This is a genomic window from Sphingomonas tabacisoli, from assembly GCF_042678385.1.
Classification (GTDB): domain Bacteria; phylum Pseudomonadota; class Alphaproteobacteria; order Sphingomonadales; family Sphingomonadaceae; genus Sphingomonas_B; species Sphingomonas_B tabacisoli.
In genome coordinates this window covers 982220-1007316 of sequence record NZ_JBHUDY010000001.1, presented here as the reverse complement: position 1 = coordinate 1007316, position 25097 = coordinate 982220, and the positions used below count along the sequence as shown (strand labels likewise).

At 66.3% G+C, this 25097-nt stretch carries 25 protein-coding genes; 8 read left to right on the top strand and 17 right to left on the bottom strand.

Translation table 11 applies throughout. The features are described 5' to 3' along the window. Window positions 1-40: 40 nt before the first annotated feature. Window positions 41-1048 (top strand): UDP-glucose 4-epimerase GalE, encoded by a 1008-nt coding sequence (gene galE, locus ACFSCW_RS05465; RefSeq protein WP_380887689.1) that lies wholly within the window; start codon window positions 41-43, stop codon window positions 1046-1048. Window positions 1049-1140: 92 nt separating this feature from the next. On the opposite strand, the gene ACFSCW_RS05460 is transcribed toward galE, so the two are convergent. From ACFSCW_RS05460 to ACFSCW_RS05430, 7 genes are all read right to left on the bottom strand, one after another. Further along, on the bottom strand, window positions 1141-3207 hold the full coding sequence (locus ACFSCW_RS05460) for an ATP-binding protein (RefSeq protein WP_380887687.1): 2067 nt from the start codon (window positions 3205-3207) through the stop codon (window positions 1141-1143). Beyond that, window positions 3207-3425, bottom strand: coding sequence for a hypothetical protein (locus ACFSCW_RS05455; protein WP_380887685.1), 219 nt, complete (start codon window positions 3423-3425; stop codon window positions 3207-3209). The genes ACFSCW_RS05460 and ACFSCW_RS05455 overlap by 1 nt, the downstream gene beginning before the upstream one ends. Continuing rightward, the gene (bioB, locus tag ACFSCW_RS05450) at window positions 3422-4552 is read right to left on the bottom strand and encodes a biotin synthase BioB (protein ID WP_380887683.1); all 1131 of its coding nucleotides are present in this window, start codon (window positions 4550-4552) and stop codon (window positions 3422-3424) included. The genes ACFSCW_RS05455 and bioB overlap by 4 nt, the downstream gene beginning before the upstream one ends. Window positions 4553-4605: 53 nt before the next feature. Next, window positions 4606-6765, bottom strand: coding sequence for a methylmalonyl-CoA mutase (gene scpA / locus ACFSCW_RS05445; RefSeq protein ID WP_380887681.1), 2160 nt, complete (start codon window positions 6763-6765; stop codon window positions 4606-4608). Window positions 6766-6776: 11 nt separating this feature from the next. Next, window positions 6777-7565 (bottom strand): enoyl-CoA hydratase-related protein, encoded by a 789-nt coding sequence (locus ACFSCW_RS05440; protein WP_380887679.1) that lies wholly within the window; start codon window positions 7563-7565, stop codon window positions 6777-6779. After that, complete coding sequence (gene mce, locus ACFSCW_RS05435) at window positions 7565-7987, bottom strand: methylmalonyl-CoA epimerase (protein ID WP_380887677.1); 423 nt, start codon at window positions 7985-7987, stop codon at window positions 7565-7567. Before mce ends, ACFSCW_RS05440 begins: the two co-directional genes overlap by 1 nt. Window positions 7988-8098: 111 nt before the next feature. Beyond that, on the bottom strand, window positions 8099-9625 hold the full coding sequence (locus ACFSCW_RS05430) for an acyl-CoA carboxylase subunit beta (protein WP_380887675.1): 1527 nt from the start codon (window positions 9623-9625) through the stop codon (window positions 8099-8101). Between the two features lie 88 nt (window positions 9626-9713). On the opposite strand from ACFSCW_RS05430, the gene ACFSCW_RS05425 reads away from it, so the two are divergent. The 4 genes from ACFSCW_RS05425 (at window position 9714) to ACFSCW_RS05410 (ending at window position 14847) form a co-directional block, all read left to right on the top strand. Further along, complete coding sequence (locus ACFSCW_RS05425; RefSeq protein WP_380887673.1) at window positions 9714-11114, top strand: helix-turn-helix domain-containing protein; 1401 nt, start codon at window positions 9714-9716, stop codon at window positions 11112-11114. Between the two features lie 87 nt (window positions 11115-11201). Beyond that, window positions 11202-11759 carry a hypothetical protein gene (locus ACFSCW_RS05420; RefSeq protein ID WP_380887671.1) on the top strand — a complete coding sequence of 186 codons (558 nt, stop codon included), beginning with the start codon at window positions 11202-11204 and terminating at the stop codon, window positions 11757-11759. 89 nt (window positions 11760-11848) lie between these two features. Next, window positions 11849-13783: an acetate--CoA ligase gene (gene acs / locus ACFSCW_RS05415; protein WP_380887669.1), complete on the top strand. Its 1935-nt coding sequence runs from the start codon at window positions 11849-11851 to the stop codon at window positions 13781-13783. Beyond that, window positions 13780-14847, top strand: coding sequence for an AI-2E family transporter (locus ACFSCW_RS05410; RefSeq protein WP_380887667.1), 1068 nt, complete (start codon window positions 13780-13782; stop codon window positions 14845-14847). The genes acs and ACFSCW_RS05410 overlap by 4 nt, the downstream gene beginning before the upstream one ends. 53 nt (window positions 14848-14900) lie before the next feature. On the opposite strand, the gene ACFSCW_RS05405 is transcribed toward ACFSCW_RS05410, so the two are convergent. Both ACFSCW_RS05405 and ACFSCW_RS05400 read right to left on the bottom strand, forming a co-directional pair. After that, the gene (locus tag ACFSCW_RS05405; protein WP_380887665.1) at window positions 14901-15545 is read right to left on the bottom strand and encodes a PEPxxWA-CTERM sorting domain-containing protein; all 645 of its coding nucleotides are present in this window, start codon (window positions 15543-15545) and stop codon (window positions 14901-14903) included. 155 nt (window positions 15546-15700) lie between these two features. After that, a complete protein-coding gene (locus tag ACFSCW_RS05400) occupies window positions 15701-16132 on the bottom strand; it encodes a DUF488 domain-containing protein (protein WP_380887663.1) in 432 nt (143 codons plus the stop codon). A 69-nt stretch (window positions 16133-16201) separates the two neighbouring features. Between ACFSCW_RS05400 and ACFSCW_RS05395 the strand changes: the two genes are divergently transcribed. Further along, entirely contained in the window at window positions 16202-16495 is a 294-nt protein-coding gene (locus tag ACFSCW_RS05395) for a hypothetical protein (RefSeq protein ID WP_380887661.1), read from the top strand. Here the strand turns inward: ACFSCW_RS05395 and ACFSCW_RS05390 are convergent. Continuing rightward, entirely contained in the window at window positions 16425-17081 is a 657-nt protein-coding gene (locus tag ACFSCW_RS05390) for a lysoplasmalogenase family protein (protein ID WP_380887659.1), read from the bottom strand. The two genes, ACFSCW_RS05395 and ACFSCW_RS05390, sit on opposite strands and share 71 nt — an antisense overlap. 41 nt (window positions 17082-17122) lie before the next feature. On the opposite strand from ACFSCW_RS05390, the gene trmFO reads away from it, so the two are divergent. Beyond that, window positions 17123-18523 carry a methylenetetrahydrofolate--tRNA-(uracil(54)-C(5))-methyltransferase (FADH(2)-oxidizing) TrmFO gene (gene trmFO, locus ACFSCW_RS05385; RefSeq protein ID WP_380887657.1) on the top strand — a complete coding sequence of 467 codons (1401 nt, stop codon included), beginning with the start codon at window positions 17123-17125 and terminating at the stop codon, window positions 18521-18523. Here the strand turns inward: trmFO and ACFSCW_RS05380 are convergent. From ACFSCW_RS05380 to eno, 7 genes are all read right to left on the bottom strand, one after another. Then, on the bottom strand, window positions 18520-18990 hold the full coding sequence (locus ACFSCW_RS05380; RefSeq protein WP_380887655.1) for an EF-hand domain-containing protein: 471 nt from the start codon (window positions 18988-18990) through the stop codon (window positions 18520-18522). The genes trmFO and ACFSCW_RS05380 overlap by 4 nt on opposite strands. Before the next feature lie 38 nt (window positions 18991-19028). After that, window positions 19029-19664, bottom strand: coding sequence for a squalene/phytoene synthase family protein (locus ACFSCW_RS05375; protein ID WP_380890017.1), 636 nt, complete (start codon window positions 19662-19664; stop codon window positions 19029-19031). A 1-nt stretch (window position 19665) separates the two neighbouring features. After that, window positions 19666-21159 (bottom strand): pyruvate dehydrogenase complex E1 component subunit beta, encoded by a 1494-nt coding sequence (locus tag ACFSCW_RS05370; protein ID WP_380887653.1) that lies wholly within the window; start codon window positions 21157-21159, stop codon window positions 19666-19668. After that, complete coding sequence (pdhA, locus tag ACFSCW_RS05365; protein ID WP_380887651.1) at window positions 21159-22214, bottom strand: pyruvate dehydrogenase (acetyl-transferring) E1 component subunit alpha; 1056 nt, start codon at window positions 22212-22214, stop codon at window positions 21159-21161. Before pdhA ends, ACFSCW_RS05370 begins: the two co-directional genes overlap by 1 nt. Window positions 22215-22289: 75 nt before the next feature. Further along, a complete protein-coding gene (locus ACFSCW_RS05360) occupies window positions 22290-22667 on the bottom strand; it encodes a VOC family protein (protein ID WP_380887649.1) in 378 nt (125 codons plus the stop codon). A 35-nt stretch (window positions 22668-22702) separates the two neighbouring features. Further along, window positions 22703-23032 carry an FtsB family cell division protein gene (locus tag ACFSCW_RS05355; RefSeq protein ID WP_380887647.1) on the bottom strand — a complete coding sequence of 110 codons (330 nt, stop codon included), beginning with the start codon at window positions 23030-23032 and terminating at the stop codon, window positions 22703-22705. 40 nt (window positions 23033-23072) lie between these two features. Beyond that, entirely contained in the window at window positions 23073-24350 is a 1278-nt protein-coding gene (gene eno / locus ACFSCW_RS05350; RefSeq protein WP_380887645.1) for a phosphopyruvate hydratase, read from the bottom strand. A 151-nt stretch (window positions 24351-24501) separates the two neighbouring features. Between eno and ACFSCW_RS05345 the strand changes: the two genes are divergently transcribed. Further along, a complete protein-coding gene (locus ACFSCW_RS05345) occupies window positions 24502-25092 on the top strand; it encodes a hypothetical protein (RefSeq protein ID WP_380887643.1) in 591 nt (196 codons plus the stop codon). Window positions 25093-25097: the final 5 nt, after the last annotated feature.

Sequence of the window (25097 nt, the reverse complement as noted above, 5' to 3'; positions counted from 1 at the left end):
GCGGGCTTTATTGCGTCAACCGCACGACCTAAGGGGACCCATGAACAAACCGACAATACTCGTGACCGGCGGCGCCGGTTACATCGGCAGCCATGCCGTGCTTGCCCTGCTCGACGCCGGCTATCCGGTTGTCGTCATCGACAATCTGACCACCGGCTTTCGCTGGGCGGTCGATCCCCGCGCGACGTTCGTGCAGGGCGCGATCGACGACGACGAGCTCGTGCGCGATACGCTGCGCCAGCAGGATATCCACGCGATCATGCATTTCGCCGGTTCGATCATCGTGCCGGAGTCGGTCGAGAACCCGCTGAAATATTACAAGAACAACACCGCCGCCTCGCGCTCGCTGATCGAGAGTGCGGTGGCTTGCGGCGTGCCGAACTTCATCTTTTCCTCGACCGCGACGCTCTACGGAATCGTGGAGCGCTGGCCGATCCGCGAGGACTTTCCGCTCCAGCCGATCAACCCCTACGGCAAGTCCAAGCTGATGACGGAGCTGATGCTGGCCGATGTCGCCGCCGCGCACCCGTTCAGCTACGGCGTGCTGCGTTACTTCAACGTCGCCGGCGCCGACCCGCAGGGACGATCGGGCCAGTCCACCGAAGGCGCGACGCATCTGATCAAGGTCGCGGTGGAAGCGGCGACGGGCAAGCGCGGTCATGTCGCCGTGTTCGGCACCGATTACGACACGCGCGACGGCACCGGCATGCGCGACTATATCCATGTCAGCGACTTGGCGGCCGCGCATGTCGACACGCTGGAGGCGCTGATCGCCAATCCCGGCACCAACTATACGATGAACGTCGGCTACGGCACCGGATCGACCGTGCTGGAAGTGCTCGACGCCGTCGACCGCGTCACCAACATGACGATCGAGCGCCGCATCGAGCCGCGCCGCGCCGGCGATCCGCCGATCCTGGTCGCCGACAACAGCCGCATCCTCTCCACCCTGCCCTGGCGGCCGAAGCGCGATAATCTCGACACCATCATCGCCGATGCGCTGGCGTGGGAAAGGAAGCTCGCGGAGCGGCAGGAGCCTGTGGCCTAACCTCTCCCCCGTCATGCCGGACTTGATCCGGCATCCCGCTTGTTCCCTCAGGAAAAGCGGGACCCCGGCTCAAGGCCGGGGTGACGGAAAGGCTATTCCATTTCCAGAATGACGGCGTCCACCGCAAGGCTGTCACCCGGCTTGGCGTCGACGCGCTTCACCGTGCCGGATTTTTCGGCGCGGAGGATGTTTTCCATTTTCATCGCCTCGACCACCGCTAGCGGCTGACCGGCCTCGACCTTGTCGCCCTCGCCAACGTTCAGCGAGACGAGCAGGCCCGGCATCGGGCAGAGGAGGAACTTCGAGAGGTCGGGCGGCACCTTCTCGATCATGTGTCGCGCGAGCGCGGCAACGTGCGGTGGCCACACATCGACGACATGCGAGGCGCCGCGCGTGGTGAGCTTCCACTTGCGGCCTTGGCGTGCGACGCGAACTGCGATCGGCTGGCCGTCCAGCGTGCCTTCGAACAGCGCCTGCCCCGGCTCCCATTCACCGCCGAGATGGATCGTCGTCTCGCCGTCGATCGTAGCGATCAGGCCGTCATCGTCCTCATCGAAGCTGACGTGCCGGTCCCGCCCGCCGATGCGGACGACGCGCTCCGCGGCGACTTCCGGGGCGCCGTTCAACTGCCCGTTGATCGCGCCGCCATGCACCGCGGCCTCGAGCCCGACCATCGCGGCGATCGCAGCCAGGCCTTCCGTAAGCGCGTCCGACGCGGGCGCGCCGGTAAATCCTTCCGGATATTCCTCGGCAATGAAGCCGGTGGTCAGCGCGCCCGAGCGGAAGCGCGGGTGCTGCATCAGTGCGGACAGGAAATCGATATTGTGGCCGGGGCCATCGATCTCGAACCGGTCGAGCGCGGCGATCTGTTCGTCGATCGCTTCCTCACGCGTCGGCGCCCAGGTGATCAGCTTGGCGATCATCGGGTCGTAGAACATCGAGACTTCGCCACCCTCGCGCACGCCATCGTCGACGCGGGTGTAGGGCTCGTCATTGCGAGCGGAGCGAAGCAATCCAGAGTCGGAGCCGCTGGATTGCTTCGTCGCTTCGCTCCTCGCAATGACCGGCGGGCGATACCGCACCAGCCGCCCGGTGCTCGGCAAAAAACCCCGATACGGATCCTCCGCATACACCCGGTTCTCAATCGCCCAGCCGTTCAGCTTCACCTCGGCCTGAGAGAAACCCAGCGGCTCGCCCGCGGCAATGCGGATCATCTGCTCGACGAGATCGAGCCCGGTGATCGCTTCCGTCACCGGATGCTCGACCTGCAGGCGCGTGTTCATCTCAAGGAAGTAGAAGCTCTTGCCGGTCGTGTCGGCGCCGGAGACGATCAGCTCGACGGTGCCGGCGCTGTAGTAGCCGACAGCGCGGGCCAGCGCGACCGCCTGCTCGCCCATCGCCTTGCGCATTTCGGGCGTGACGAAGGGCGACGGCGCTTCCTCGACTACCTTCTGGTGGCGGCGCTGCACCGAGCATTCGCGCTCGTTGAGATAGACGATGTTGCCATGCTGGTCGCCCAGCACCTGGATTTCGATGTGGCGCGGGCTTTCGATGAACTTCTCGATGAACACGCGGTCGTCGCCGAAGCTGGCGAGGCCTTCGCGCTTGGTCGCCTCGAAACCTTCGCGCACGTCCTGTTCGGACCAGGCAAGGCGCATGCCCTTGCCGCCGCCGCCGGCCGACGCCTTCATCATTACCGGATAGCCGATGTCCGACGCGATCCGCACCGCCTCGTCGGTGTCGGCGATCTCGCCCAGATAGCCGGGGACAACGTTGACGCCGGCTGCGCTCGCAAGCTTCTTCGACTCGATCTTGTCGCCCATCGCCGCGATGGCGTTCGGCGGCGGCCCGATGAAGGCGATGCCGTTGTCCGCCAGCAACTGCGCGAAGCTGGTCCGCTCCGACAGGAAGCCATAGCCCGGATGCACCGCCTCCGCGCCGGTTTCCTTGCAGGCGAGCAGGATCAGGTCGGCTTTCAGATAGCTTTCCGAGGCTGCCGGCGGCCCCAGCCGCACGGCCTCGTCCGCCATCATCACATGAGGCGCGCGCGCATCGGCGTCAGAATAGACCGCGACCGTCTGGATGCCCATTTTCTTGGCTGTCCGGATCACCCGGCACGCAATCTCGCCGCGATTGGCGATCAGGATTTTCTTGAACATTAGCGTTTCCGTATCGTGAGATAGATGACCGAAGCGGCCAACTCGACGGCCAGCCCTCTCCAGAAGATCAGTGCTGGGGCATAGTCCTTCATCGCTTTGCAATCGGCATTACCGGCGTAGTCGCAGTCGCCCATCACACTGCCCAGCAGTTCGAGTGCAATCCAGCCGATCCAGAAGGCGCTGAATATCGCCAGGACGAGCCCCGCATGTTTCCTCACTCAGCAGCCACCCGCATCGGCTCTCCCCCTTCCAGCGGCGCTAGGCCGAGTTTGGCGAGCAGGGCGGCATCCTTGTCGTCGCCAGCATTCGGGGCGGTCAGCAATTTATCGCCGGTGAAGATGCTGTTCGCGCCGGCGAGGAAGCAGAGCGCTTGCGTCGCTTCCGACATGCTCTCGCGGCCCGCGCTCAGCCGCACCATGCTCATCGGCATGGTGATGCGCGCGACGGCGACGGTGCGGACGAACTCGATGTCGTCGATCTTGGCGAGCGGCGTGTCGGCCAGCATGTCGCCCAGCACCGTGCCCTTCACCGGCACCAGCGCGTTGACCGGCACGCTTTCCGGATGCCGCTCCAGCGTCGCCAGCGTGTGAATGAAGCCGACCCGGTCCTCGCGGGTCTCGCCCATACCGACGATGCCGCCCGAGCAGACATTGATCCCGGCGCCCCGCACATGCGCGAGCGTATCGAGACGGTCCGCCATGGTGCGGGTGGTGATCGCCCGCTCATAATATTCCGGGCTGCTGTCGATATTGTGGTTGTAGTAATCGAGACCCGCATCGGCGAGCGTCTGCGCCTGGGAGGGCGTCAGCATGCCGAGCGTCATGCAGGTCTCGAGGCCCATGTCGCGCACGCCCTTCACCATCTCGACGATGGCGGGCATGTCCTTGTCCTTAGGGTTGCGCCAGGCCGCGCCCATGCAGAAACGCTGCGAGCCCGCATCTTTCGCCTGCGCCGCCATCTGCAGGACGGAGCGCACGTCCATCAGCTTGGTCGCCTTCACGCCGCTCTCGGCATGCGCGGACTGGGAGCAATAGCCGCAATCCTCCGGGCAGCCGCCGGTCTTGATCGACAGCAAAGTGCAGAGCTGGATCTGGTCCGGCGCGTGGTGCTGGCGGTGGACGGTCGCGGCGCGGAACAGGAGGTCGGTGAACGGGAGCGCGAAAAGGGCGCGGATTTCCTCGCGGGTCCAGTCCGTCCTGACAAGCCCCTCCCCTTCAGGAGCATCAGGTCGGTCAGTCCCCCGGACTGACCTGAACCGTCCGGGGGACGGTTCACCTGATGCTGGGTTGGGGTGGGGCTGTGACTTGGCAATGAGTCCTTTGGGCGCGCAGACGCGCGCCCCCACCCCTTGCCCCTCCCCTGAAGGGGAGGGGTTTGTATTTTCCGTCACCACGTCACTCATTCCGCGGCCTCCGCCAAGTTCTCCGGCGGCATGTTGTGCCCCAACAGCCGCAGCACGTCGGCGGCGCACTCGACGACATTGGAGCCGGGGCCGTAAATCCCCTGCACGCCGGCGTTGCGGAGGAATTCGTAATCCTGCGGCGGGATGACGCCGCCGGCGATCACCTTGACGTCGCTGCGGCCCTTGTCGCGCAGCCGCTGGATCAGCTCGGGGATCAAGGTCTTGTGCCCGGCCGCGAGGCTGGAGGCGCCGACCACGTCGACGCCGCTTTCGAGCGCCAGCACCACCGTCTCCTCGGGCGTCTGGAACAGCGGGCCGGAAACGATGTCGAAGCCCATGTCGCCGAATGCGGACGCGATGACGTTGGCGCCGCGGTCGTGCCCGTCCTGTCCCATCTTCGCGACCAGCAGTTTCGGCTTGCGCCCCAGCCGGCGCTCGACGGCCTTGACGCCGTTCACCACCTGATCCCAGCGGCTGTCGTCCTTATAGGGCGCCGCATAGACGCCTTTAACCGGCGTCGGCACAGTGCCGTAGCGATCGAAGCTTTCCTCCATCGCCGCACTGATCTCGCCCAGTGTCGCGCGGGCGCGGGCGCATTCGACGGCGAGTGCGAGCAGGTTGTTCTCGATCGTCGCCGGGCCTGCGGCGCCCTTGCGAAGCGCGTCGAGCGCGGCCTGGCATTTCGCTTCGTCGCGCCCGGCCTTCACCCGCTCGATCCGGGCGATCTGCGCCTCGCGCACCTTGGTGTTGTCGACTTCCAGCGTTTCCAGCAGATCTTCGTTGGCGAGCCGGTATTTGTTCACCCCTACGATCACGTCCTCGCCGCGATCGACCCGCGCCTGGCGCGCGGCGGCGGCTTCCTCGATCATCGCCTTGGGCCAGCCGGCGGCGACCGCCTTGGCCATGCCGCCTTCCGCCTCGACCCGGTCGATGATTTCCTGCGCGGCATCGACAAGCTGCTTCGTCAGCGCCTCGACATAATAGGAGCCGCCCAGCGGATCGACGACTTTCGTCATCCCCGTTTCTTCCTGGATCACGATCTGCGTGTTGCGCGCGATCCGGGCGGAGAAGTCGGTGGGCAGCGCGATCGCTTCGTCGAGTGCGTTGGTGTGCAGCGACTGGGTGCCGCCCAGCATCGCCGCCATCGCCTCGATCGTTGTGCGGATGACGTTGTTGTACGGGTCCTGCTCGGTCAGCGACACGCCGCTGGTCTGGCAATGCGTGCGCAACATCTTCGAGCGCTCGTCGCGCGCGCCCAGCTTGGTCATCACCCGGTACCACAGCACGCGGGCGGCGCGCAGCTTCGCGACTTCCATGAAAAAGTTCATGCCGATCGCGAAGAAGAAGCTCAGGCGGCCGGCGAACTTGTCGATGTCCAGGCCGGAGGCGACGCCGTAGCGCACATATTCGGCGCCGTCGGCGATGGTGAAGGCCAGTTCCTGAACCTGCGTCGCCCCAGCTTCCTGCATGTGATAGCCGGAGATCGAGATCGAGTTGAACTTCGGCATCTCCCGCGAGGTGTAGCCGAAGATGTCGGAGATGATCCGCATGCTCGGCTCGGGCGGGTAGATGTAAGTGTTGCGGACCATGAACTCCTTCAGAATGTCGTTCTGAATGGTTCCGTCGAGCAGCTTGCGGTCGACGCCCTGCTCTTCCCCCGCGACGATGAAGAAGGCGAGGATCGGGATCACCGCGCCGTTCATCGTCATCGAAACCGACATCTGATCGAGCGGGATGCCGTCGAACAGGATCTTCATGTCGTCGATCGTGTCGATCGCCACTCCCGCCTTGCCGACGTCGCCGACGACACGCGGATGGTCGCTGTCATAGCCGCGGTGCGTGGCGAGGTCGAAGGCGACCGACAGGCCCTTCTGCCCGGCGGCGAGGTTGCGGCGATAAAAGGCGTTCGATTCCTCGGCGGTGGAGAAGCCCGCATATTGGCGGATCGTCCAGGGGCGGCCGGCGTACATCGACGCGCGCACGCCGCGGGTGAACGGCGCGAAGCCTGGAAGGCCCGGCTCCCACCCCGCGACATCCTCGGCCGTGTAGAGCGGCTTGACGTTGATCCCTTCCGGGGTGTGCCAAGTCAGGTCGCGGCCCTTCACTTCCTTCGCGGCGAGCGCGGACCAGTCGGAGAGGGTTGGTTTGTCAGTCATAAATCACCCGATCACCGGCCCTTGAACGCAGGCTTGCGCTTTTCCAGGAACGCCAGACCGCCTTCGGCCGAATCCTCCGTACCGCGCATGTCGCGCTGAGCGTCGGCTTCGCGTTGGAGTGCGTCGACATAGGAGCCGTCCAGCGCCGCGTGGAGATTGCGCCGCATGGCACCGAGCGCGCGGGTGGGTCCGGCAGCGAGGCGCTGCGCCAGCTCCAGCGCTTCGGCGTCGAGCACATCGTCGGCGACGACCTTGTGGACCATGCCCCAGTCGAACGCCTTGGCCGCAGGAACCCGCTCGCCCAGCATCATCATTTCGGCGGCGCGGGCGCGGCCGATCAGGCGCGGCAGCATCCAGCTCGCGCCGCCGTCCGGCACCAGCCCGATATTGACGAAGGCCTGCAGGAAATAGGCGGTCTCGCTCGCCACCGTGAAATCGGCGGCGAGCGCGAGGGAACAGCCGATACCGGCGGCCGCCCCGCGCACGGCGGAGACGACCGGCACGTCGAGTTCGGCGACTGCCAGCATCCCGGGGCTGTAATGTTTGGTCAGCGCCTCATAGGTGGCTTGGCCTGGATCGGCGCCGGGCGCGAGCGCGTTTGATGCGAGATCCGCGCCCGAGCAGAACGCCCTGCCCTCGCCCGCGATCAGCACGGCGCGGGCGCCGTCGAGGCTGGAGATCGCGTCGCGGATTTCGTCGAACATCGCCGGCGGTGCGGCGTTCAGCCGCTCCGGACGGTTCAGGGTAACGACGAGAACATCGCCCTCTCGGCGGGTGCGGATGGATTCGAAACCCGACATCAGTGCTGCCCCTCCTTCGGCGTCTCCATGATCTCGGTCAGCACGCCGCCCATGTCCTTCGGGTGCACGAAGAAGATAAGCGTACCGTGCGCGCCGATGCGCGGCTCGCCGAGCACCTTGCAGCCCTTGCCCTCGAACCAGGCCTTGGCGGCGTGGATGTCGGGCACTTCATAGCAGACATGGTGCTGCCCGCCCGCCGGGTTCTTGGCGAGAAAGCCGTGGATCGGCGAGCTTTCGCCCAGGGGCTCGATCAGCTCGATCTGGCTGTTCGGCGTGTCGACGAAGCACACTTTCACGCCTTGCGCCGGCAGGTCGAACGGCGCACGGATCACCTCCGCCCCCATCACATCGCGGTAGAAGGCGATCGAGTTTTCGATCGAAGGGGTGGCGACACCCACATGGTTCAGACGGCCGAGTTTCATTTCTCCCCTCCCGCCTGCGGGAGGGGCCGGGGGAGGGCCTTTCCTGCAAGCACCATTTTCGTCAGCTCAGGCCCTCCCCTTACCCCTCCCGCGAGCGGGAGGGGAAAAGGCTTAGAGCGGGATATTGTCATGTTTCTTCCACGGGTTTTCGAGCTGCTTGTTGCGCAGCTTCCTTAGCCCCAGTGCGATCCGCCGGCGCGTCGAGTGCGGCATGATGACTTCGTCGATGAAGCCCTTGCTCGCCGCCACGAACGGGTTGGCGAAGCGGGCTTCGTATTCGCGGGTGCGTTCGGCGATTTCCTCGGGTGTCTTGCCACGGAAGATGATCTCGACCGCGCCCTTCGCGCCCATCACGGCGATTTCGGCGGTGGGCCAGGCGTAGTTCAAATCTCCGCGCAAATGCTTGCTGGCCATGACGTCATAGGCGCCGCCATAGGCCTTGCGGGTGATGACGGTGATCTTGGGCACGGTCGCCTCGGCATAGGCGAAGAGCAATTTCGCGCCGTGCTTGATGATGCCGTTATGCTCCTGCGCGACGCCGGGGAGGAAACCCGGCACGTCGACGAAGGTCACGATCGGAATGTCGAACGCGTCGCAGAAACGCACGAAGCGGCCGGCCTTTTTCGCCGAGTTGATGTCGAGCACGCCGGCCAGCACCATCGGCTGGTTGGCGACGATGCCGACGGTGCGCCCCTCGATGCGGCCGAAGCCGATGATGATGTTGCCCGCGTGCGCCGGCTGCAGCTCGAAGAAGTCGCCTTCGTCGAGCACTTTCCGGATCAGCTCGTGCATGTCGTAAGGCTGGTTGGCGCTGGCCGGGATCAGCAGGTCGAGGCTCTCGTCGGCACGGTCCCAAGGATCGGTGGTTGGCCGCTCCGGCACATCCTCTCGGTTGGAAAGCGGCAGGAAGTCGATGAAGTCGCGCGCGGCCAGCAGCGCGTCGATGTCGTTCTCGAACGCGACGTCTGCCACGCCCGATTTGGTGGTGTGGGTGATCGCGCCGCCCAGTTCCTCCTGCGTCACGACCTCGTTGGTGACGGTCTTCACCACGTCCGGGCCGGTCACGAACATGTAGGACGAGTCCTTCACCATGAAGATGAAGTCGGTCATCGCCGGCGAATAGACCGCGCCGCCCGCGCAGGGGCCCATGATCAGGCTGAGCTGCGGCACCACGCCCGAGGCGAGCACGTTGCGCTGGAACACCTCGGCATAGCCGCCGAGCGAGGCGACGCCTTCCTGGATGCGGGCGCCGCCGCTGTCGTTGAGGCCGATCACCGGCGCGCCGACCTTCAGCGCCATATCCATGATCTTGCAGATTTTCTGCGCGTGCCGCTCTGACAGCGAGCCGCCAAACACGGTGAAATCCTGGCTGAACACGAAGACGAGGCGGCCGTTGACCGTGCCCGATCCGGTGACGACGCCGTCGCCGGGGATCACCTGATCCTGCATGCCGAAATCGACGCAGTTGTGCTCGACATAGAGATCGAGCTCTTCGAACGAGCCTTCGTCGAGCAGCACTTCGAGTCGCTCGCGGGCGGTGAGCTTTCCCTTCGCATGCTGCGCGTCGATGCGCTTCTGTCCGCCGCCCAGCCGCGCCGCGGCCCGGCGCTTTTCGAGTTCATCGAGAATGGTCTGCATGGTTGCCCTGTTGCAGGCTTCGCGGGTCTGCGCAAATGTGGAGTTGCGAAGTTGCAAAGACCGAGTTTGCAAATGATCGGAGATCACAATGGGGCGAAGACTTTATGCCGGCCAGCGCCTCCGCGCCCTGCGCCTGCGGCAAGGGCTGGGGCAAGGCGCGATGGCGGGGCGGCTGGGAGTGTCCGTCTCCTATCTCTCGCAGCTCGAGAATGACGACCGGCCGCTGACGTCCTCGGTGCTGGCGGCGTTGGGGCGGCAATTCCCGCTCGACCTGGAAGGCCTGCATGCCGACGATGGCGCGCGGCGCTTCGCCGCCACGCGCGCGGTGCTCGACGACCCGCTGTTCGGGGAAGCCCGACTGGACGCGCAGGCGGTCGCGCGGCTGGCGGAGCAGCAGCCGGAGCTTGCCGACCGGCTGGTCGCGCTCCACGCCGCCTATCGCGCCGCCGAGGAGCGGCTGCAGATCCTCGACGAGACGATCGACACCGGCGCGGACCAGGGTGGACGCCTGCCCTGGGACGAGATCCGCGACTGGTTCCACCAGGCGGGCAACTATATCGATCTGCTCGACCGGCGTGCGGAGGAGCTTTCGGGCGAGCTGGTCGGCGGATCGGCGGACGCGCTGGCCGAGCGGCTGGCGGCCCGGCACGGCGTGGCCGTCGAGGAACTGGCGGACATCGAGGCCGCGGCGATCCGCCGCTTCGACGCGGCGCGGCGCGTGCTGATGCTGGGCCCCGCGCTGCCGCCCGAAAGCCGGCGTTTCCAGCTCGGCTGGCAGCTCGTCGCGCTGGAAATGGGGGGCGAGATCGCGGCGATCGCGGACAATGCCACGCTGCGCTCCGTCGAGGCGCGGCGGCTGCTCGCACTCGGCCTCACCAATTATGCGGCGGGCGCGCTGCTGATGCCCTATGAGCGGTTCCGCAGCGCGGCACGGGCGGTCCGGCACGACATCGACCGGCTCTCCCGCCACTTCGGCGTCAGTTTCGAGCAGGCTTGCCACCGGCTCTCGACGCTGCAACGGCCGGGCGCGCGCGGCATCCCCTTCTTCTTCTGCCGGGTCGACATGGCCGGCAACATCACCAAGCGTCATTCGGCCACCCGGCTGCAGTTCGCGCGCTTCGGCGGCGCCTGCCCGCTCTGGGTGGTGCACGACGCGGCGGCGATCCCGGACCGGGTGCTCGTCCAGCTCGCCGAGACGCCCGACGGCGTCCGTTACGTCTCGATGGCCAAGGGGCTGGTGAAGCCGTCGGGCCGCTACGACCGCAGCCCGCGCCGCTATGCCGTCGCCTTGGGGTGCGAGGCGGCCCATGCGCGCGACTTCATCTATGCCGACGGGCTGGACGTGGAGCGCGCGCGGGCGACGCCGATCGGCGTGTCGTGCCGTCTCTGCCCGCGCCCCGATTGCGACCAGCGCGCCTTCCCGCCCGCCGACCGCGCGATCCGCATCGCCCCCGACCGCCGCGACGTCGTGCCCTACAGCATCGGCTGATTTGGAGTGCAGGCGGATTTCCGGGTATAAAGGCCTGTCGCGGGGAAGGCGCGGCATCGGTCCGCGCCGGCGACAGGGGAGGACCAGATGCGGTCATTGGCACTTGGCAGCGTGGCTGCCGCCGTCGTGATGTATGCGTTGGGTTTCTTGTTCTTCGGCGTCTTCAGCGGGCTGGCGTTCGACGCGCTCGACGCGAACGCGCAATCGGCGTTGCAATCGGCCCTGGGGGGAGGCCTGGTCCATAGCGGCACCTACATGATCCCGGCGGACGAGACCGCCTGGATGGCCGGCCCGAGTGCGGTGGTGAATTTCGTCGCCGCCGGGGATTCGCCGAGCGTGACGCAATCGATGGTTGCTGGATTCATCCATATGCTGGTGACGGCCTTTCTGATCGGGCTGGCCGTGAAGGCGATCGGCGGCGATTTCGCCCGCAAGAGCCGCGCCGTGCTGTGGTTCGGCATTGCCGCATCCCTGTTCATGCACCTGGGCGATCCGGTCTGGATGGGCTTCAGTTGGAAATATGGGCTGTGGGTCGCGACGTTCGACGCGGTCATGTTCATCGCCGCCGGCCTGGTTCTCGCCCGCTGGTTCACGGGCACGGCCACGGCCGCGATGCCCACTGGCGCGGCAGCACCTGCAGAATAAGTATATCGGGGCGGCGGCCGCACCGCCGCCCCTTGCCTTCCACGCCCTGCACCGCGAAAGAGAATGGTAAACGCTCTTAGGGGGAGTGCATGGCCGATCTGTATCCGGTGCCGCAGGACTGGGCGAAACGCGCCCGGGTGAACGCCGAGAAATACACACAGCTTTACGGCCGTTCGCTCGCCGATCCGGGCAGCTTCTGGCTGGAGCAGGCGCGCCGACTCGACTGGATCAAGCGGCCCGAGATCGCCGGCGACTGGTCGTTCCGCGAAGAGGATTTCCGGATCACCTGGTTCGTCGACGGCCGGCTGAATGCATCCGCCAACTGCATCGACCGCCATCTGAAGACCCGGCCCGACCAGGTCGCGATCCTGTGGGAGCCGGACGAACCCGGCGAAGAAGCGCGGCGCTTTACCTATCGCCAGCTCCACGCCGAGGTCTGCCGCTTCGCCAATGTGCTGAAAGCCCAGGGCGTCCAGAAAGGCGACCGCGTCACCATCTACATGCCGATGATCCCCGAGGCGGCATTCGCGATCCTCGCCTGCGCGCGGATCGGGGCCATCCATTCGGTCGTGTTCGGCGGCTTCTCGCCGGAAGCGCTGGCGGGCCGCATCCAGGATTGCGATTCGAAGATCATCGTCACCGCCGACGAAGGCCGGCGCGGCGGCAAACGCGTGCCATTGAAGGCCAATGTCGATGCTTCGGCGGCCCATGCCAGCAGCCTGCAGAAAGTGATCGTCGTCCGCGCGACCGGCGGCGACGTCGCGATGCAGGACGGCCGCGACGTCTGGTATCACGAGGCGGCGCGCGACGTCGAAGCCGATTGCCCGCCCGAGCCGATGGGCGCCGAGGACCCGCTGTTCATCCTCTATACCTCGGGCTCGACGGGGAAACCCAAGGGTGTGCTGCACACCACCGGCGGCTATCTCGTCTGGGTCAGCCTGACCCATGAGCTGGTGTTCGATTACAAGCCCGGCACGATCTATTGGTGCGCGGCCGATATCGGCTGGGTGACCGGCCACAGCTATATTCTCTACGGCCCACTGGCCAACGGCGCGACCACGGTCATGTTCGAGGGCGTGCCGAACTGGCCGACGCCCAGCCGCATCTGGGAAGTGATCGACCGGCACGGCATCGAGATCCTCTATACCGCGCCGACCGCGCTCCGCGCGCTGATGCGGGAGGGCGACGAGTATGTGAAACGCACCAGCCGCGGCTCGCTAAAGCTGCTCGGCACCGTCGGCGAGCCGATCAACCCGGAGGCGTGGCGCTGGTATCACGACGTGGTCGGCGGCGGCCGTTGCCCGATCGTGGACACCTGGTGGCAGACCGAAACCGGCGGCGCGCTGATCGCCCCCCTGCCCGGCGCGACCGACCTGAAACCGGGCTCCGCGACCAGGCCGCTGCCGGGCGTCGACCCCCAGATCGTCGATGCCGAAGGCGAGGTGCTGACGGGCGCGGCCGAGGGCAATCTCGTCATCGCCAAGAGCTGGCCGGGCCAGATGCGCACCGTGTGGGGCGATCACGGCCGGTTCTTCCAGACCTATTTCACCACCTATCCCGGCAAATACTTCACCGGCGACGGCGCCCGGCGCGACGAGGACGGCTATTACTGGATCACCGGCCGGGTCGACGACGTGCTGAACGTCTCCGGCCACCGCATGGGCACGGCCGAAGTCGAAAGCGCGCTGGTGCTGCATGCGAAGGTCGCCGAAGCCGCGGTCGTCGGCATGCCCCACGACATCAAGGGTCAGGGGATCTATGCCTATGTGACGCTGAATTCCGGCGAGGAGCCGAGCGACGCGCTCCGCAAGGATCTGGTCGCCTGGGTGCGGACCGAGATCGGCCCGATCGCCAGCCCCGACGTCATCCAGTTCGCGCCCGGCCTGCCCAAGACGCGGTCGGGCAAGATCATGCGCCGCATCCTCCGCAAGATCGCGGAAGGCGACATCTCCAATCTGGGCGATACCAGCACCCTGGCCGATCCCGGCGTGGTCGACGATCTGGTCGCCAACCGGGCGGCATGATCGAAGGCTCGCCAGCGCTTCAGCGAACGCTGCGCGTGTCGCTCGTCGTCGCGCTGGCCCTGCTTGGCCTATGGGTCGCGCATCCGTTCCTGCCGGCTTTGCTCTGGGCGATCGTGCTCGCGATCGCGATCGCGCCCGTTTACTACCGCGCGGAGGAGCGCTGGCCGTCCGGCAAGCGCCTTTGGCTCCCGCTGCTGTTCACGCTTGCGCTTGGCCTGGCGGTGATCGTGCCGCTCTTGCTCGGCATCCTGCGCGCGGCGCGGGAGGCGGGCGAACTGGCATTATGGCTCGCGTCAGCGAAGGCATATGGCATTCCAGAGCCAAGCTGGATCGCCAGCCTGCCCTTCTCGCACCAATGGATCGACGAGTGGTGGGCCGGCAATCTCGGCACTGCCGAAGCGGCGCGGCGTCAGTTCGGGCATCTGAGCGATCCGGACGTGATCGCGCAGTCCCGTGCGATCGGCAGCATCGCGCTCAAAAAGATCATCGTGTTCCTGTTCACGCTGCTCGCCTTCTTTTTCATGCTGCGCCACCAGGACGAGATCGCAGCCCAGGCGCGTTACGCCAGCCAACGCCTGTTCGGCCCGGCCGGCGAGCGCATAGGCGAGCAGATGGTCAAATCGGTGCGCGGCACGATCGACGGGCTGGTGCTGGTCGGCATCGGCGAAGGCGTGCTGATCGGCATCGCCTATGTGTTTGCGGGCGTGCCGCACCCGGTGCTGCTCGCGGCGCTGACGGCGGTCGCGGCGATGATCCCCTTCGCGGTCGTGCTGCCCATCGGCGCCGTCGCGCTGATGCTGCTAAGCCACGATGCGGTGGCCGCCGCCACGGCCGTGGTCGTCGTGGCTGCCGTGGTCGTCTTCGTTGCCGACCATTTCGTGCGGCCGGTGCTGATCGGCGGCGCGACGCGGCTCCCCTTCCTGTGGGTGCTGATCGGCATCCTGGGCGGCGTCGAGACGATCGGCCTGCTCGGCCTGTTCATCGGCCCTGCGGTGATGGCCGCGCTGATCCTGCTTTGGCGCGAGCTGGTCGAGAACGCCGGCGAACGGAACGAAGCCAAATAGAAAGCGCCGCCGGTTCAGGGCCGGCGGCGCTCCCTCACCCCCTCTGGTGAAGCTTAGGCGTAGGCGACAGTCGCCCGCGCCCGGCGGCGCGAGACCGCGCCGATCAGGCCGAAGCCGCCGAGCATCATTGCCCAGGTCGCCGGCTCGGGAACCGCCGCCGTCGCAAGGTTGTCGAACTCGAAAGAGTTCTGCGACGAGGTGAACGTCGCGCCAACCAGACGCGGGCCGTCGACGACGCGATACGTGACGACGCCATTGGTCTCGCCGCTGATCTGGTCACCGCTGGGGAACGACAGATCGTTGATGATCTGGCCGCCGATATAGGCCTGGCTGCTGCCGTCCTCATACTTCAGCGTCAGCGTGTTGTAGGTGTCGAGCGAGCCTAGCACGAACGCGAAGGCGTTGGTCGCGCCGAAGTCCACGGTGTAGCTGCCGCCCGTCAACACGGTGCCGAAATTGCCGGTGCTGCCATAGGCCGGGCGAGCCGACTCGCCGCCGACGCTGCCGTCATAGACGAAAGCGTTCGGGCCGATCGCCGCGCCGGGCGAGCCGGCGGCGAAGGACTCGAAATCCTGGAAGACCGTCACGCCGGCGGGCAGGTCACCCGCGCCGCCGTTGAACGAAACAGTGGTGGCTGCGGACGCCGGAACCGCGGCGATCGCGAACAGCCCGGTAAGGAAAGCAACAGATGTTTTCATGTCTCACCCCTTCAACACACAAAATGTGATGCAGGGGGACATATAATCGAAGAATCTCTTTCCTACGAACGTGTTAACCCTAGTATTTCAAAATGTCCGGCAACGGGACATTAACTATACCGGGCAGTGCTCGTCTGCTGTTTTTGCAGGTTTTCCTAGGCGAAAAGATCGGTCACTTCCGCATCCGGCATGGCGGCGGCGATCAGCAACGAGCGATGGCACATCGCCGGATCGCGCTCGAAACAGAGCAAGGCCGTAGGGCGCTCCCGCACCATTTCCTTCAAAGCCTCGGCCTCCGCCTGCGCCTCAGGCAGTTCGAGCTGGCCCGCATAGACGCGCTCCAGCGTCGCCCGGTCGCCTTTCTTCGCGGCATCGCGTCCCGGCTTCGGCGTTCCTAGCGCGCGCAGGTGGCGGTAGCCGATCCCGGCCTCGCGCAGATTGGCGGCGAGAGACGTCTTGGCAAAGCCCGGCCGCCGCGACGCCGCGATAGCCCGCACGTCCGCGACCTGCTCGACGCCGGCGCTACGCAGGGCGGCCAGAAACTCGTCGACGGTCGCGCCCTCGTAACCGATTGTGAACACGCGCATCTCGAATCCCCTTTTCCGCGTAACTTTGCTATGTCACGATCCATATAGAACAGGGGAAGGAGGATTGCCTTGGCGAACGTGCCTGCCGCCAATCCGGGGCCGCATCCACGGGCCGCGAACGACGCCGACGTGCAGCCGCCCGGACCGTCAGCCTTTCAGCGCGAGCTCGACCGCGCCCGACGCCATCTCGCCAGGCTGGAAGCCGAAGACTCGCTGCGCCGCGCACCGCTGACAGCCGAGGACGATGCGCGATTCGACGAGTCGCCGGCGCTGGTGCGCGTGTGCAACGTCCTTATCTGGGCGATCGTGCTGCTGCCGGTTCTGCTCGCGGTTGCGGCGCTGGTGCGGAGGCTCGCCGGCTGACGTCCCAGGCGATCATTGCCTGACCGCCGAAATAGAGCGGCCAGACCAGCAGATCGGGAATGATCGAACCGGCCAGCGGCCCGAGCCGCGCGAAGATCAGCAAATCCGACGCCACGAACAGCCAGGCGCCGATCGCGGCTATATTAAAGCGGCTCATCGCGGCACAGGCCGCCATCGTCGCGAGGCCGAGGCTGTAGAGCGCAACGGGCGGCATCGCCGCCGGGTCGGCCGGCAACAACGCTGCTACGGCGATTACCATCGGAATCGCAAACAGCGGCCGCCAGCCACGCTCGGCATCGCGGTTGCGGAGGTAGAGCGTGATCGCGACGATATGGCCGGCGAGAAACGCGGCAGCCCCGGCCTGCAAGCCCGCGAGCTCGATCAGCACATCGCCAGTCGCTCCCAGCGCCATTACCGCGGCAAGCAGCCATCCGTCGGTATTCCGTGCGCGAGAGGCCGCCCAGAAGGCCAGCAGCGCGACGCCGGCGCTTTTCCACGCCGCGAGCAACACCGGGTCGAGCGCCAGTCTCGAGCCCAGCCAGTAGCTGAGGCCCGCCAGCAGTGCCGCCACGAAGATCGCGTTCACCTTGCCTCCCCTTTGCGACACTCCTAATCCGCCGGCCGATCATGGCAACACACGACATCTGGATCATCGGCGGCGGGCTCGCGGGCTCCGAAGCGGCGTGGCAGCTCGCCGAAGCGGGGTTCCGCGTGCGGCTGTCGGAGATGCGCGGCGTCGAGGGCACGCCGGCGCATCAGACCGACGGGCTGGCGGAGCTGGTCTGCTCGAACAGCTTCCGCTCGGACGATGCCGACAACAATGCGGTCGGCCTGCTGCATGCCGAAATGCGGGCGCTCGGCTCGTTGATCATGCGGGAAGGCGACCGGCACCGGGTGCCGGCCGGATCGGCGCTGGCGGTCGACCGCGACGGCTTTTCGGACGGCGTGACGGCCGCGCTGGCCGGGCATCCGAATATCGAGATCGTGCGCGAACGGGTGGATGCCTTGCCCGCGTCGGAGCCGGTCATCGTCGCCACGGGTCCACTGACGGCGGCGCAACTCGCCGGCTCGATCGGCGCGGCAACAGGCCTCGACAGCCTCGCCTTTTTCGACGCGATCGCGCCGATCGTGCACCGCGAGTCGATCGATATGGACGTCGCCTGGTTCCAGTCCAGATGGGACAAGGGCGACAGCCACGACTACATCAACTGCCCGCTCGACAAGGAGCAGTATCAGGCCTTCGTCCAGGGGCTGATCGACGGCGACAAGACCGAGTTCAAGGAGTGGGAGCGCAACACCCCCTATTTCGAAGGCTGCATGCCGATCGAAGTGATGGCGTCGCGCGGGCCGGAAACCTTGCGTCACGGCCCGATGAAGCCGTTCGGCCTGCGCAACCCGCGCACCGGCAAAGGCGCCTACGCCGTCGTGCAGCTCCGCCAGGACAATGCGCTGGGCACGCTCTGGAACATCGTCGGCTTCCAGACCAAGCTGAAGCACGCCGAGCAGGTGCGGCTGTTCCGCACCATTCCGGGGCTGCAAAATGCGGATTTCGCGCGGCTGGGCGGGCTGCACCGCAACACCTTCATTCGCTCCCCCGAGTTGCTGGACGGCACGCTGCGGCTGAAATCGGCGCGGCATATCCGCTTCGCCGGCCAGATCACCGGCTGCGAAGGCTATGTCGAAAGCGCCGCGATCGGGCTGCTGGCCGGGCGGTTTGCGGCGGCAGAGCTGGCGGGTCAGACGCTTGCCCCGCCGCCTGGGACGACTGCCTTAGGTGCGCTGCTCGGGCACATCACGGGCGGCGCGGAGGCGGACAGCTATCAGCCGATGAACGTCAATTTCGGCCTTTTCCCGCCCGTCGAAGGCGCGCCCAAAAAGGCCGAACGGAAGCTGGCGCTGACCGGACGGGCGAAAAGGGATTTGGAAGGGTGGATCGAAGAAAACCGTTTGCTTCGAGCGCAGTCGAGAAGCGCGAGCTCCGAGCCTGACCGTTTCTCGACTTCGCTCGAAACGAACGGAGTTTTCTAGCCCTCATCCTCTTCCTTCGCCGGCGCCTGCGGCGGGCAGTTCGGTTTGGGCCGGCTCTTCCGCACCACCTTCGTCGTGGCGAACTCGGCGCGGGTCAGCGTCTTCGACTTGTCCGCATCGGCGGCCCCGAATTTGTCGATGGTCTTTTTCGCCCATTCCTCGAAGCTGAGGCGCCCGTCGCCATTCGCATCCAGCTTCGCGAACGCCTTGTGGCGGCTGGCGAAATACTCGTCGTTTGAGATCAGCTCGTTCTTGTCCTTGTCGTAGCGGTCGAAGCGCTTCTGCTCGCGGGTGCGTTCGTCGGCCTCGGGAGGCGTCGCAGCTTCGGCGGGCGCTTCGGTCGCGCTGGCGAGCGGCGGCGCGATCGCGGACAGCAGGGGCGAGCTGTGCTTGCCGCTCGACCACCACACCATTCCCGCGCCGCACAGCAACAGCGCCGACGCGACGCCGGCAAGAAACCGCCACATATCGAAACTCCCCTGTTCTTCCGCGAGCTTAGGCGCGGTCAGAGCCCCGTCAACCCCGCCACCATTGCGCGTGCGACGCGCATCGGCGAACCCTGCCGACGCGGGCGATTGAGGCCGCGCCGCACATCCCGACGCGCCAGCGCGGCGAGGATTGCCAGAGGCTTGGGCAGGCGTCCGTGGCTCGCGCTCCCGGCCAGCGCGAGTGCCCGTTCCGCAGTCACGCGGTCGCTGATCCGGAAAGCAAGATCGGCCAGGGCCCAGCCCCGCCCAGCCTGCTCCGATGCATCCGCATCACCGCCAAGCAATGTCGCCACCACCCCGAACAGCGTCCCGCCCCGCGCGCCGGCATAGGTCGCGAGCGCCTCCTCCGACAGCGGCAGCGGCTCGAGCAGGACTTCCCAGCCATCGATCAGCGGCAGCAACGCCTCCGGATCGATCCCGGGCGCCTCCGCAAGCGTGACAAGGATCGGATCGACCGGCCGGTCGGTGCACAGCGTCTTCAGCGCGTCATGCCACCAGACCAGCCGCATCTGCGCGACGGCCGGCGTTTCGGTGCGCACGATGCTCGCGCCGAGCTGCTCGTCCAGCCGCCACAGCGCCGACAGCGCAGCTCTCGCCGGCGCAGGCGCGTAGGCGAGCGACAGCGCGCGCTCCGGATCGACCGGAAGCGGGATGTCAGCGATAGCAGACCTTCTTCACGGCCGTGACGACCCGCGCCACGTCGATCAGCGCCGCTTTCTCAAGGTTCGCGGCATAGGGAAGCGGCACGTCCTCGTTCGCCACGCGCAGCACCGGCGCGTCCAGGTCGTCGAAGCCTTCCTCCATCACGAATGCGGCGATCTCGGATGCGATCGAGCAAGTCGGCCAGCCTTCCTCGACGACGACGATGCGATTGGTCTTGGCAAGGCTCTTCAGCACCGCCGGCTTGTCGAGCGGGCGGAGCGTGCGCAGGTCGATCACTTCGGCGTCGATGCCCTCGCCGGCAAGCTGCTCCGCCGCTTCCAGCGCGACGCCGACGCCGATCGAATAGCTGACCAGAGTCACGTCGTTGCCCGGCCGCATGATCCGCGCCTTGCCGATCGGCAGCACGAAATCGTCCAGCTTCGGCACGTCGAAGCTGCGGCCGTAGAGCAGCTCGTTTTCAAGGAACACGACCGGGTCTTCGCTGCGGATCGCCGCCTTCATCAGCCCCTTGGCGTCGGCCGCGTCATAAGGCGCGATCACGACCAGGCCCGGCACGCTGGCGTACCAAGGCCCATAGTTTTGCGAATGCTGCGCCGCGACGCGCGAGGCTGCGCCGTTGGGGCCGCGGAACACGATCGGGCACCGCATCTGGCCGCCCGACATATAGTTGGTCTTTGCGGCCGAGTTGATGACGTGGTCGATCGCCTGCATCGCGAAGTTGAACGTCATGAACTCGATGATCGGGCGCAGGCCGCCCATCGCCGCGCCGGTGCCGACGCCCGCAAAGCCATATTCGGTGATGGGCGTGTCGATGACGCGCTTCGGCCCGAACTCGTCGAGCAGGCCCTGCGTCACTTTGTACGCACCCTGATATTCGGCGACTTCCTCGCCCATCACGAAGACGCGGCCGTCCTTGCGCATTTCCTCGGCCATCGCGTCGCGCAGCGCCTCGCGGACGGTCTGGCGGACCATCTCGGTGCCCTCCGGAACCTCGGACTCGCGCACGGTCGCGTCATGCGTCGCCGCCTCGAACAGCTTGCGCGCGCCGGTTTCGACCTGCTTGGGCTCGGGCGTTGGCTCGGTCTGCTGGTCGGCCGGCTTCGTTACCCCCTCTCCCGTTCCGGGAGAGGGAGGGGCCCGATCGCCATCGGGCGATTGGGAGGGTGAGGGACTGCCCTCACCCTGGCGGGCTGCGCCCGCCTGTCCCTCTCCCGCATTGGCGGGAGAGGGGCTGCTGACCTCACCTTCTCCCGCGATCCGCGCGATCACGGTTCCGACCTTCACATTGTCGGTGCCTTCGGGGACGACGATCTCCGCGATCTTGCCTTCGTCGACCGCCTCGAACTCCATCGTCGCCTTGTCGGTCTCGATCTCGGCGAGGATGTCGCCGGACTTCACCTCGTCGCCGACTTTCACCAGCCATTTGGCGAGCGTGCCTTCCTCCATCGTCGGGGAAAGCGCGGGCATTTTCAGTTCGATCGCCATCAGTAGGTTTCCACCAGCACGTCGGTGTAGAGTTCGTTCGCGGCCGGCTCGGGCGAGGTTTCGGCGAAGTCCGCCGCTTCGCCCACGATCCGCCGGATGTCCTTGTCGATGTCCTTGAGCTGCGCCTCGCTGACGCCCATCGCCTCCAGCTCCTTGCCGGCGTGGTCGATCGGGTCGGACTTTTCGCGGACCGACTGGACTTCCTCGCGGCTGCGATACTTGGCCGGGTCGGACATCGAGTGGCCGCGATAGCGGTAGGTCTTCATCTCGAGGATGACGGGTCCCTTGCCGGCGCGCACCCATTTGGCCGCCGTCTCGCCGGCGCCGCGGCAGGCCAGCACGTCCATGCCGTCGACCTGGATGCCGGGGATGCGGAAGCTCTCGCCGCGGCGATAAAGCTGGTCTTCCGCTGAGGAGCGGTTGACGCTGGTGCCCATCGCATATTGGTTGTTCTCGATCACGAAGATGATCGGCAGCTTCCAGAGCTCCGCCATGTTGAAGCTCTCATAGACCTGGCCCTGGTTCGCGGCGCCGTCGCCGAAATAGGCCATGCACAGCCCGCCATCCTCGGCATATTTGTGCTTGAAGGCGAGGCCCGTGCCGAGGCTCACCTGCGCGCCGACGATCCCGTGGCCGCCGTAAAAGCGATGGTCGACCGAGAACATATGCATCGATCCGCCCTTGCCGCGGCTGATGCCAGCCTCGCGCCCGGTCAGCTCGGCCATGATCACCTTGGGGTCGATACCATAGGCGAGCATATGGCCATGATCGCGATAGCCGGTGATGACGCTGTCGAGGCCCGGCTTCAGCGCCGATTGCAGGCCGACCGCGACCGCTTCCTGGCCGATATAGAGATGGCAGAAGCCGCCGATCAGGCCGAGGCCGTAAAGCTGCCCCGCCTTTTCCTCGAAGCGGCGGATGAGGAGCATCTGCCTGTAGAGCTCCAGCATCTCGTCCTTCGACGCCTTGTACCGCTGCGGCTCGGGCGGCCGTTCGCGATTGGGCGTGGCGGGCGGTGCGCTCTCCGGCGCGATCGGCTTTGCGGCTCTAGCCAAGGGATTATCCCCCTTTTGAGTGAGAATTGCGCCAGCCTATAGGCGCGGGACGAAGCCGTTCGCAACCGCGCTGGATCAGGTCTGCGAAAGACTGAGCAGATTGCCGAACGGATCGTTGAACCAGGCGACTTTCGAAACGCCGTCGGGCGCGGTCCAGATGCCGAGCTCGTCCTGCCCCATGCCCTCGTAGATGGAAAAGGCGATGCCCTTCTCCTTGAGCGCCAGCACGGCGGCAGCGATGTCGGGCACGTCCCAGCCGAGCACCGGATGCGGGTGCGCCTGAAAGTCGGGCATCGGCGTCATCCGCAGCAGGCCCGCACCTAATTCATAGAAATCGCCGAAATCGTCGCGGCTCTTGTGGCGAAGGCCGAGCGTGCCTTCGTAGAAAGCGCGGCCTTCGTCGCGGTCGCGAACGTTCACGAACGCAACCGGTCTGGCGTTGTCGAGAGTCATGGGCCTCACCCCCCCTGTCGATGAGGGGGACGATCCTATCTGGCGGGGTCGGCCTGGTCCATCGGAATGATGATCTCGTCGGGATGGGCATAGCCCAGCCGCTCGCGGATCAGCTCGTCGGCAAGGTCGGGATTGGCCTTGCGCGGATCGAGCAGCGCGACATGGTTCGCGACCACCCGCTTCTTGGCCTCGAGCTTGGCCAGTTCGCCCTGCCGCTGCTGGAGCTGGTGGCGATAATCGCCCCACGCGATCACGCCGTTGGGGCCGGCAAGCGCGTAGCCGCCAAAAAAGCCGATCACGAGCAGCGCGACCGCCGGTCCCGCCGCCCGTTTGACCAAATCCCAGACTGTCCGCCGCTTCGCCATTAACCCTGTTGAATCACAGCGGAGTCACGGGATCAACCGCTTATCCGCGAAAAATCGCCTTACACCCAAATTTAGCCTGGGGACCGAGCTGCTCTTCGATGCGAATGAGCTGGTTGTACTTGGCGAGCCGATCCGAACGGGCAAGGCTGCCCGTCTTGATCTGCCCACAATTTGTCGCAACCGCGAGGTCGGCGATGGTGGCGTCCTCGGTTTCGCCCGAACGGTGCGACATGACAGCGGTGTACCCGGCCCGCTGCGCCATCGACACCGCCTCCAAGGTCTCGCTCAAGGTGCCGATCTGGTTGACCTTGACCAGCAATGAATTGGCGAGACCCTGGCTGATGCCGTCGGAAAGTCGTTTCGGATTCGTCACGAATAGGTCGTCGCCGACGAGCTGCACCGTCTTGCCCAACCGTTCGGTCAACAACTTCCATCCTTCATAATCGTCCTCGGCCATGCCGTCCTCGAACGAGCGGATCGGGTAGCGGCCGCTTAGTTCCACGAGATAGTCAACCATCTCAGCCGGGGACAATGACCGCCCCTCGCCTTCCAGCACATACTGTCCGCCCTTGTAGAACTCCGTCGCGGCGCAATCGAGCGCGAGCACAACGTCCTCGCCGGGCTTGTACCCGGCCTGCTCGACCGAGCGCATGATGAAGTCGAGCGCATCCGCGGGCGAGGCGAGATTGGGCGCAAAGCCGCCTTCGTCGCCCACCGCCGTCGCCAGCCCCTTGTCGTGCAGGTTCTTCTTGAGCGTATGGAAAATCTCGGAGCCCCAGCGCACCGCTTCGGCCAGGCTCTCCGCGCCGACCGGCATCACCATGAATTCCTGGAAGTCGATGGGGTTGTCGGCATGCGCGCCGCCGTTGACGATGTTCATCATCGGCACCGGCAGCAAATGCGCCGAGACGCCGCCCACATAGCGATAGAGCGGCAGCCCGCTCGCTTCCGCCGCCGCCTTCGCGATCGCAAGGCTGACGCCCAGGATGGCATTCGCGCCCAGCCGCGACTTGTTCTCGGTGCCGTCGAGCGCGATCATCTGCGCGTCGATATCGGCCTGGTCCTCGGCATCGAGGCCGAGAATATTCTCCGCGATCTCGCCGTTCACTGCGCGCACCGCCTGCTCCACGCCCTTGCCGAGCCAGCGGTCCTTGTCGCCGTCGCGTTTCTCGACCGCCTCGAACGCGCCGGTCGAGGCGCCCGACGGCACCGCCGCGCGGCCGAAGCTGCCGTCCTCCAGGCTCACATCGACCTCCACCGTCGGGTTGCCGCGGCTGTCGAGAATTTGCCTGGCGTGGATGTCGATGATTGCGGTCATGTAACGGTCTTCCTACATCGTTCCGGGATCGGAGCCGCCCCTATCGGCGGGTGTGCCGGAAGGCAATCGGCGGCCTCGAAACAGTGGAACCTCGTTGCCGGAGCGATTGTTCTGGTCGCGAACGTTGAAGTCTTTCGGAAAGGGATGCGCGATGACCGATGTGAGCCAGGCCAATGACGGCGAAACCCGGCAGGGCGACGCGAGCAGCGGCGGCACGTCCGGCGGCGGCAACACGACTGCCGACAAATTCCGCAGCCAGTTCGAAAGCTTCAAGAGCCAGGCGAGCGACAAGGCGCGCGACTATGCCGGCCAGGGTGTGACCAAGGCGACCGGCGCCCTCGACGAAGCGGCCAAGTTCCTGGAGGACACGGCGCGCACGATCGAGGAGAAGGTCGGGCCGCAATATGGCCGCTACGGCTTCTCCGCGGCCGAAAGCGTGTCGAGCTTTGCGGACCAGCTTCGCGGCAAGGACGTGGACGAGCTGGTCGAGGACGTGCGCAGCTTCGTGCGCAAGAGCCCGGCGGTCGCGATCGGCGCGGCGGTGGGCCTCGGCTTCGTGCTCGCCCGGCTTGCCAAGGCAGGCGCCGGCTATGAGGACACGAACATGCGTGGCGCCTCGGGCAGCAGCACGGGCACGACCGGCGGCACCGGATCGACAGGCCCGACCGGCAGCACTGGGTCGACCGGCTCGACGGGCACCACCGGTACCAGCAATCCCGGCACGTCGAACGCCGGCTTCTGAAGGAG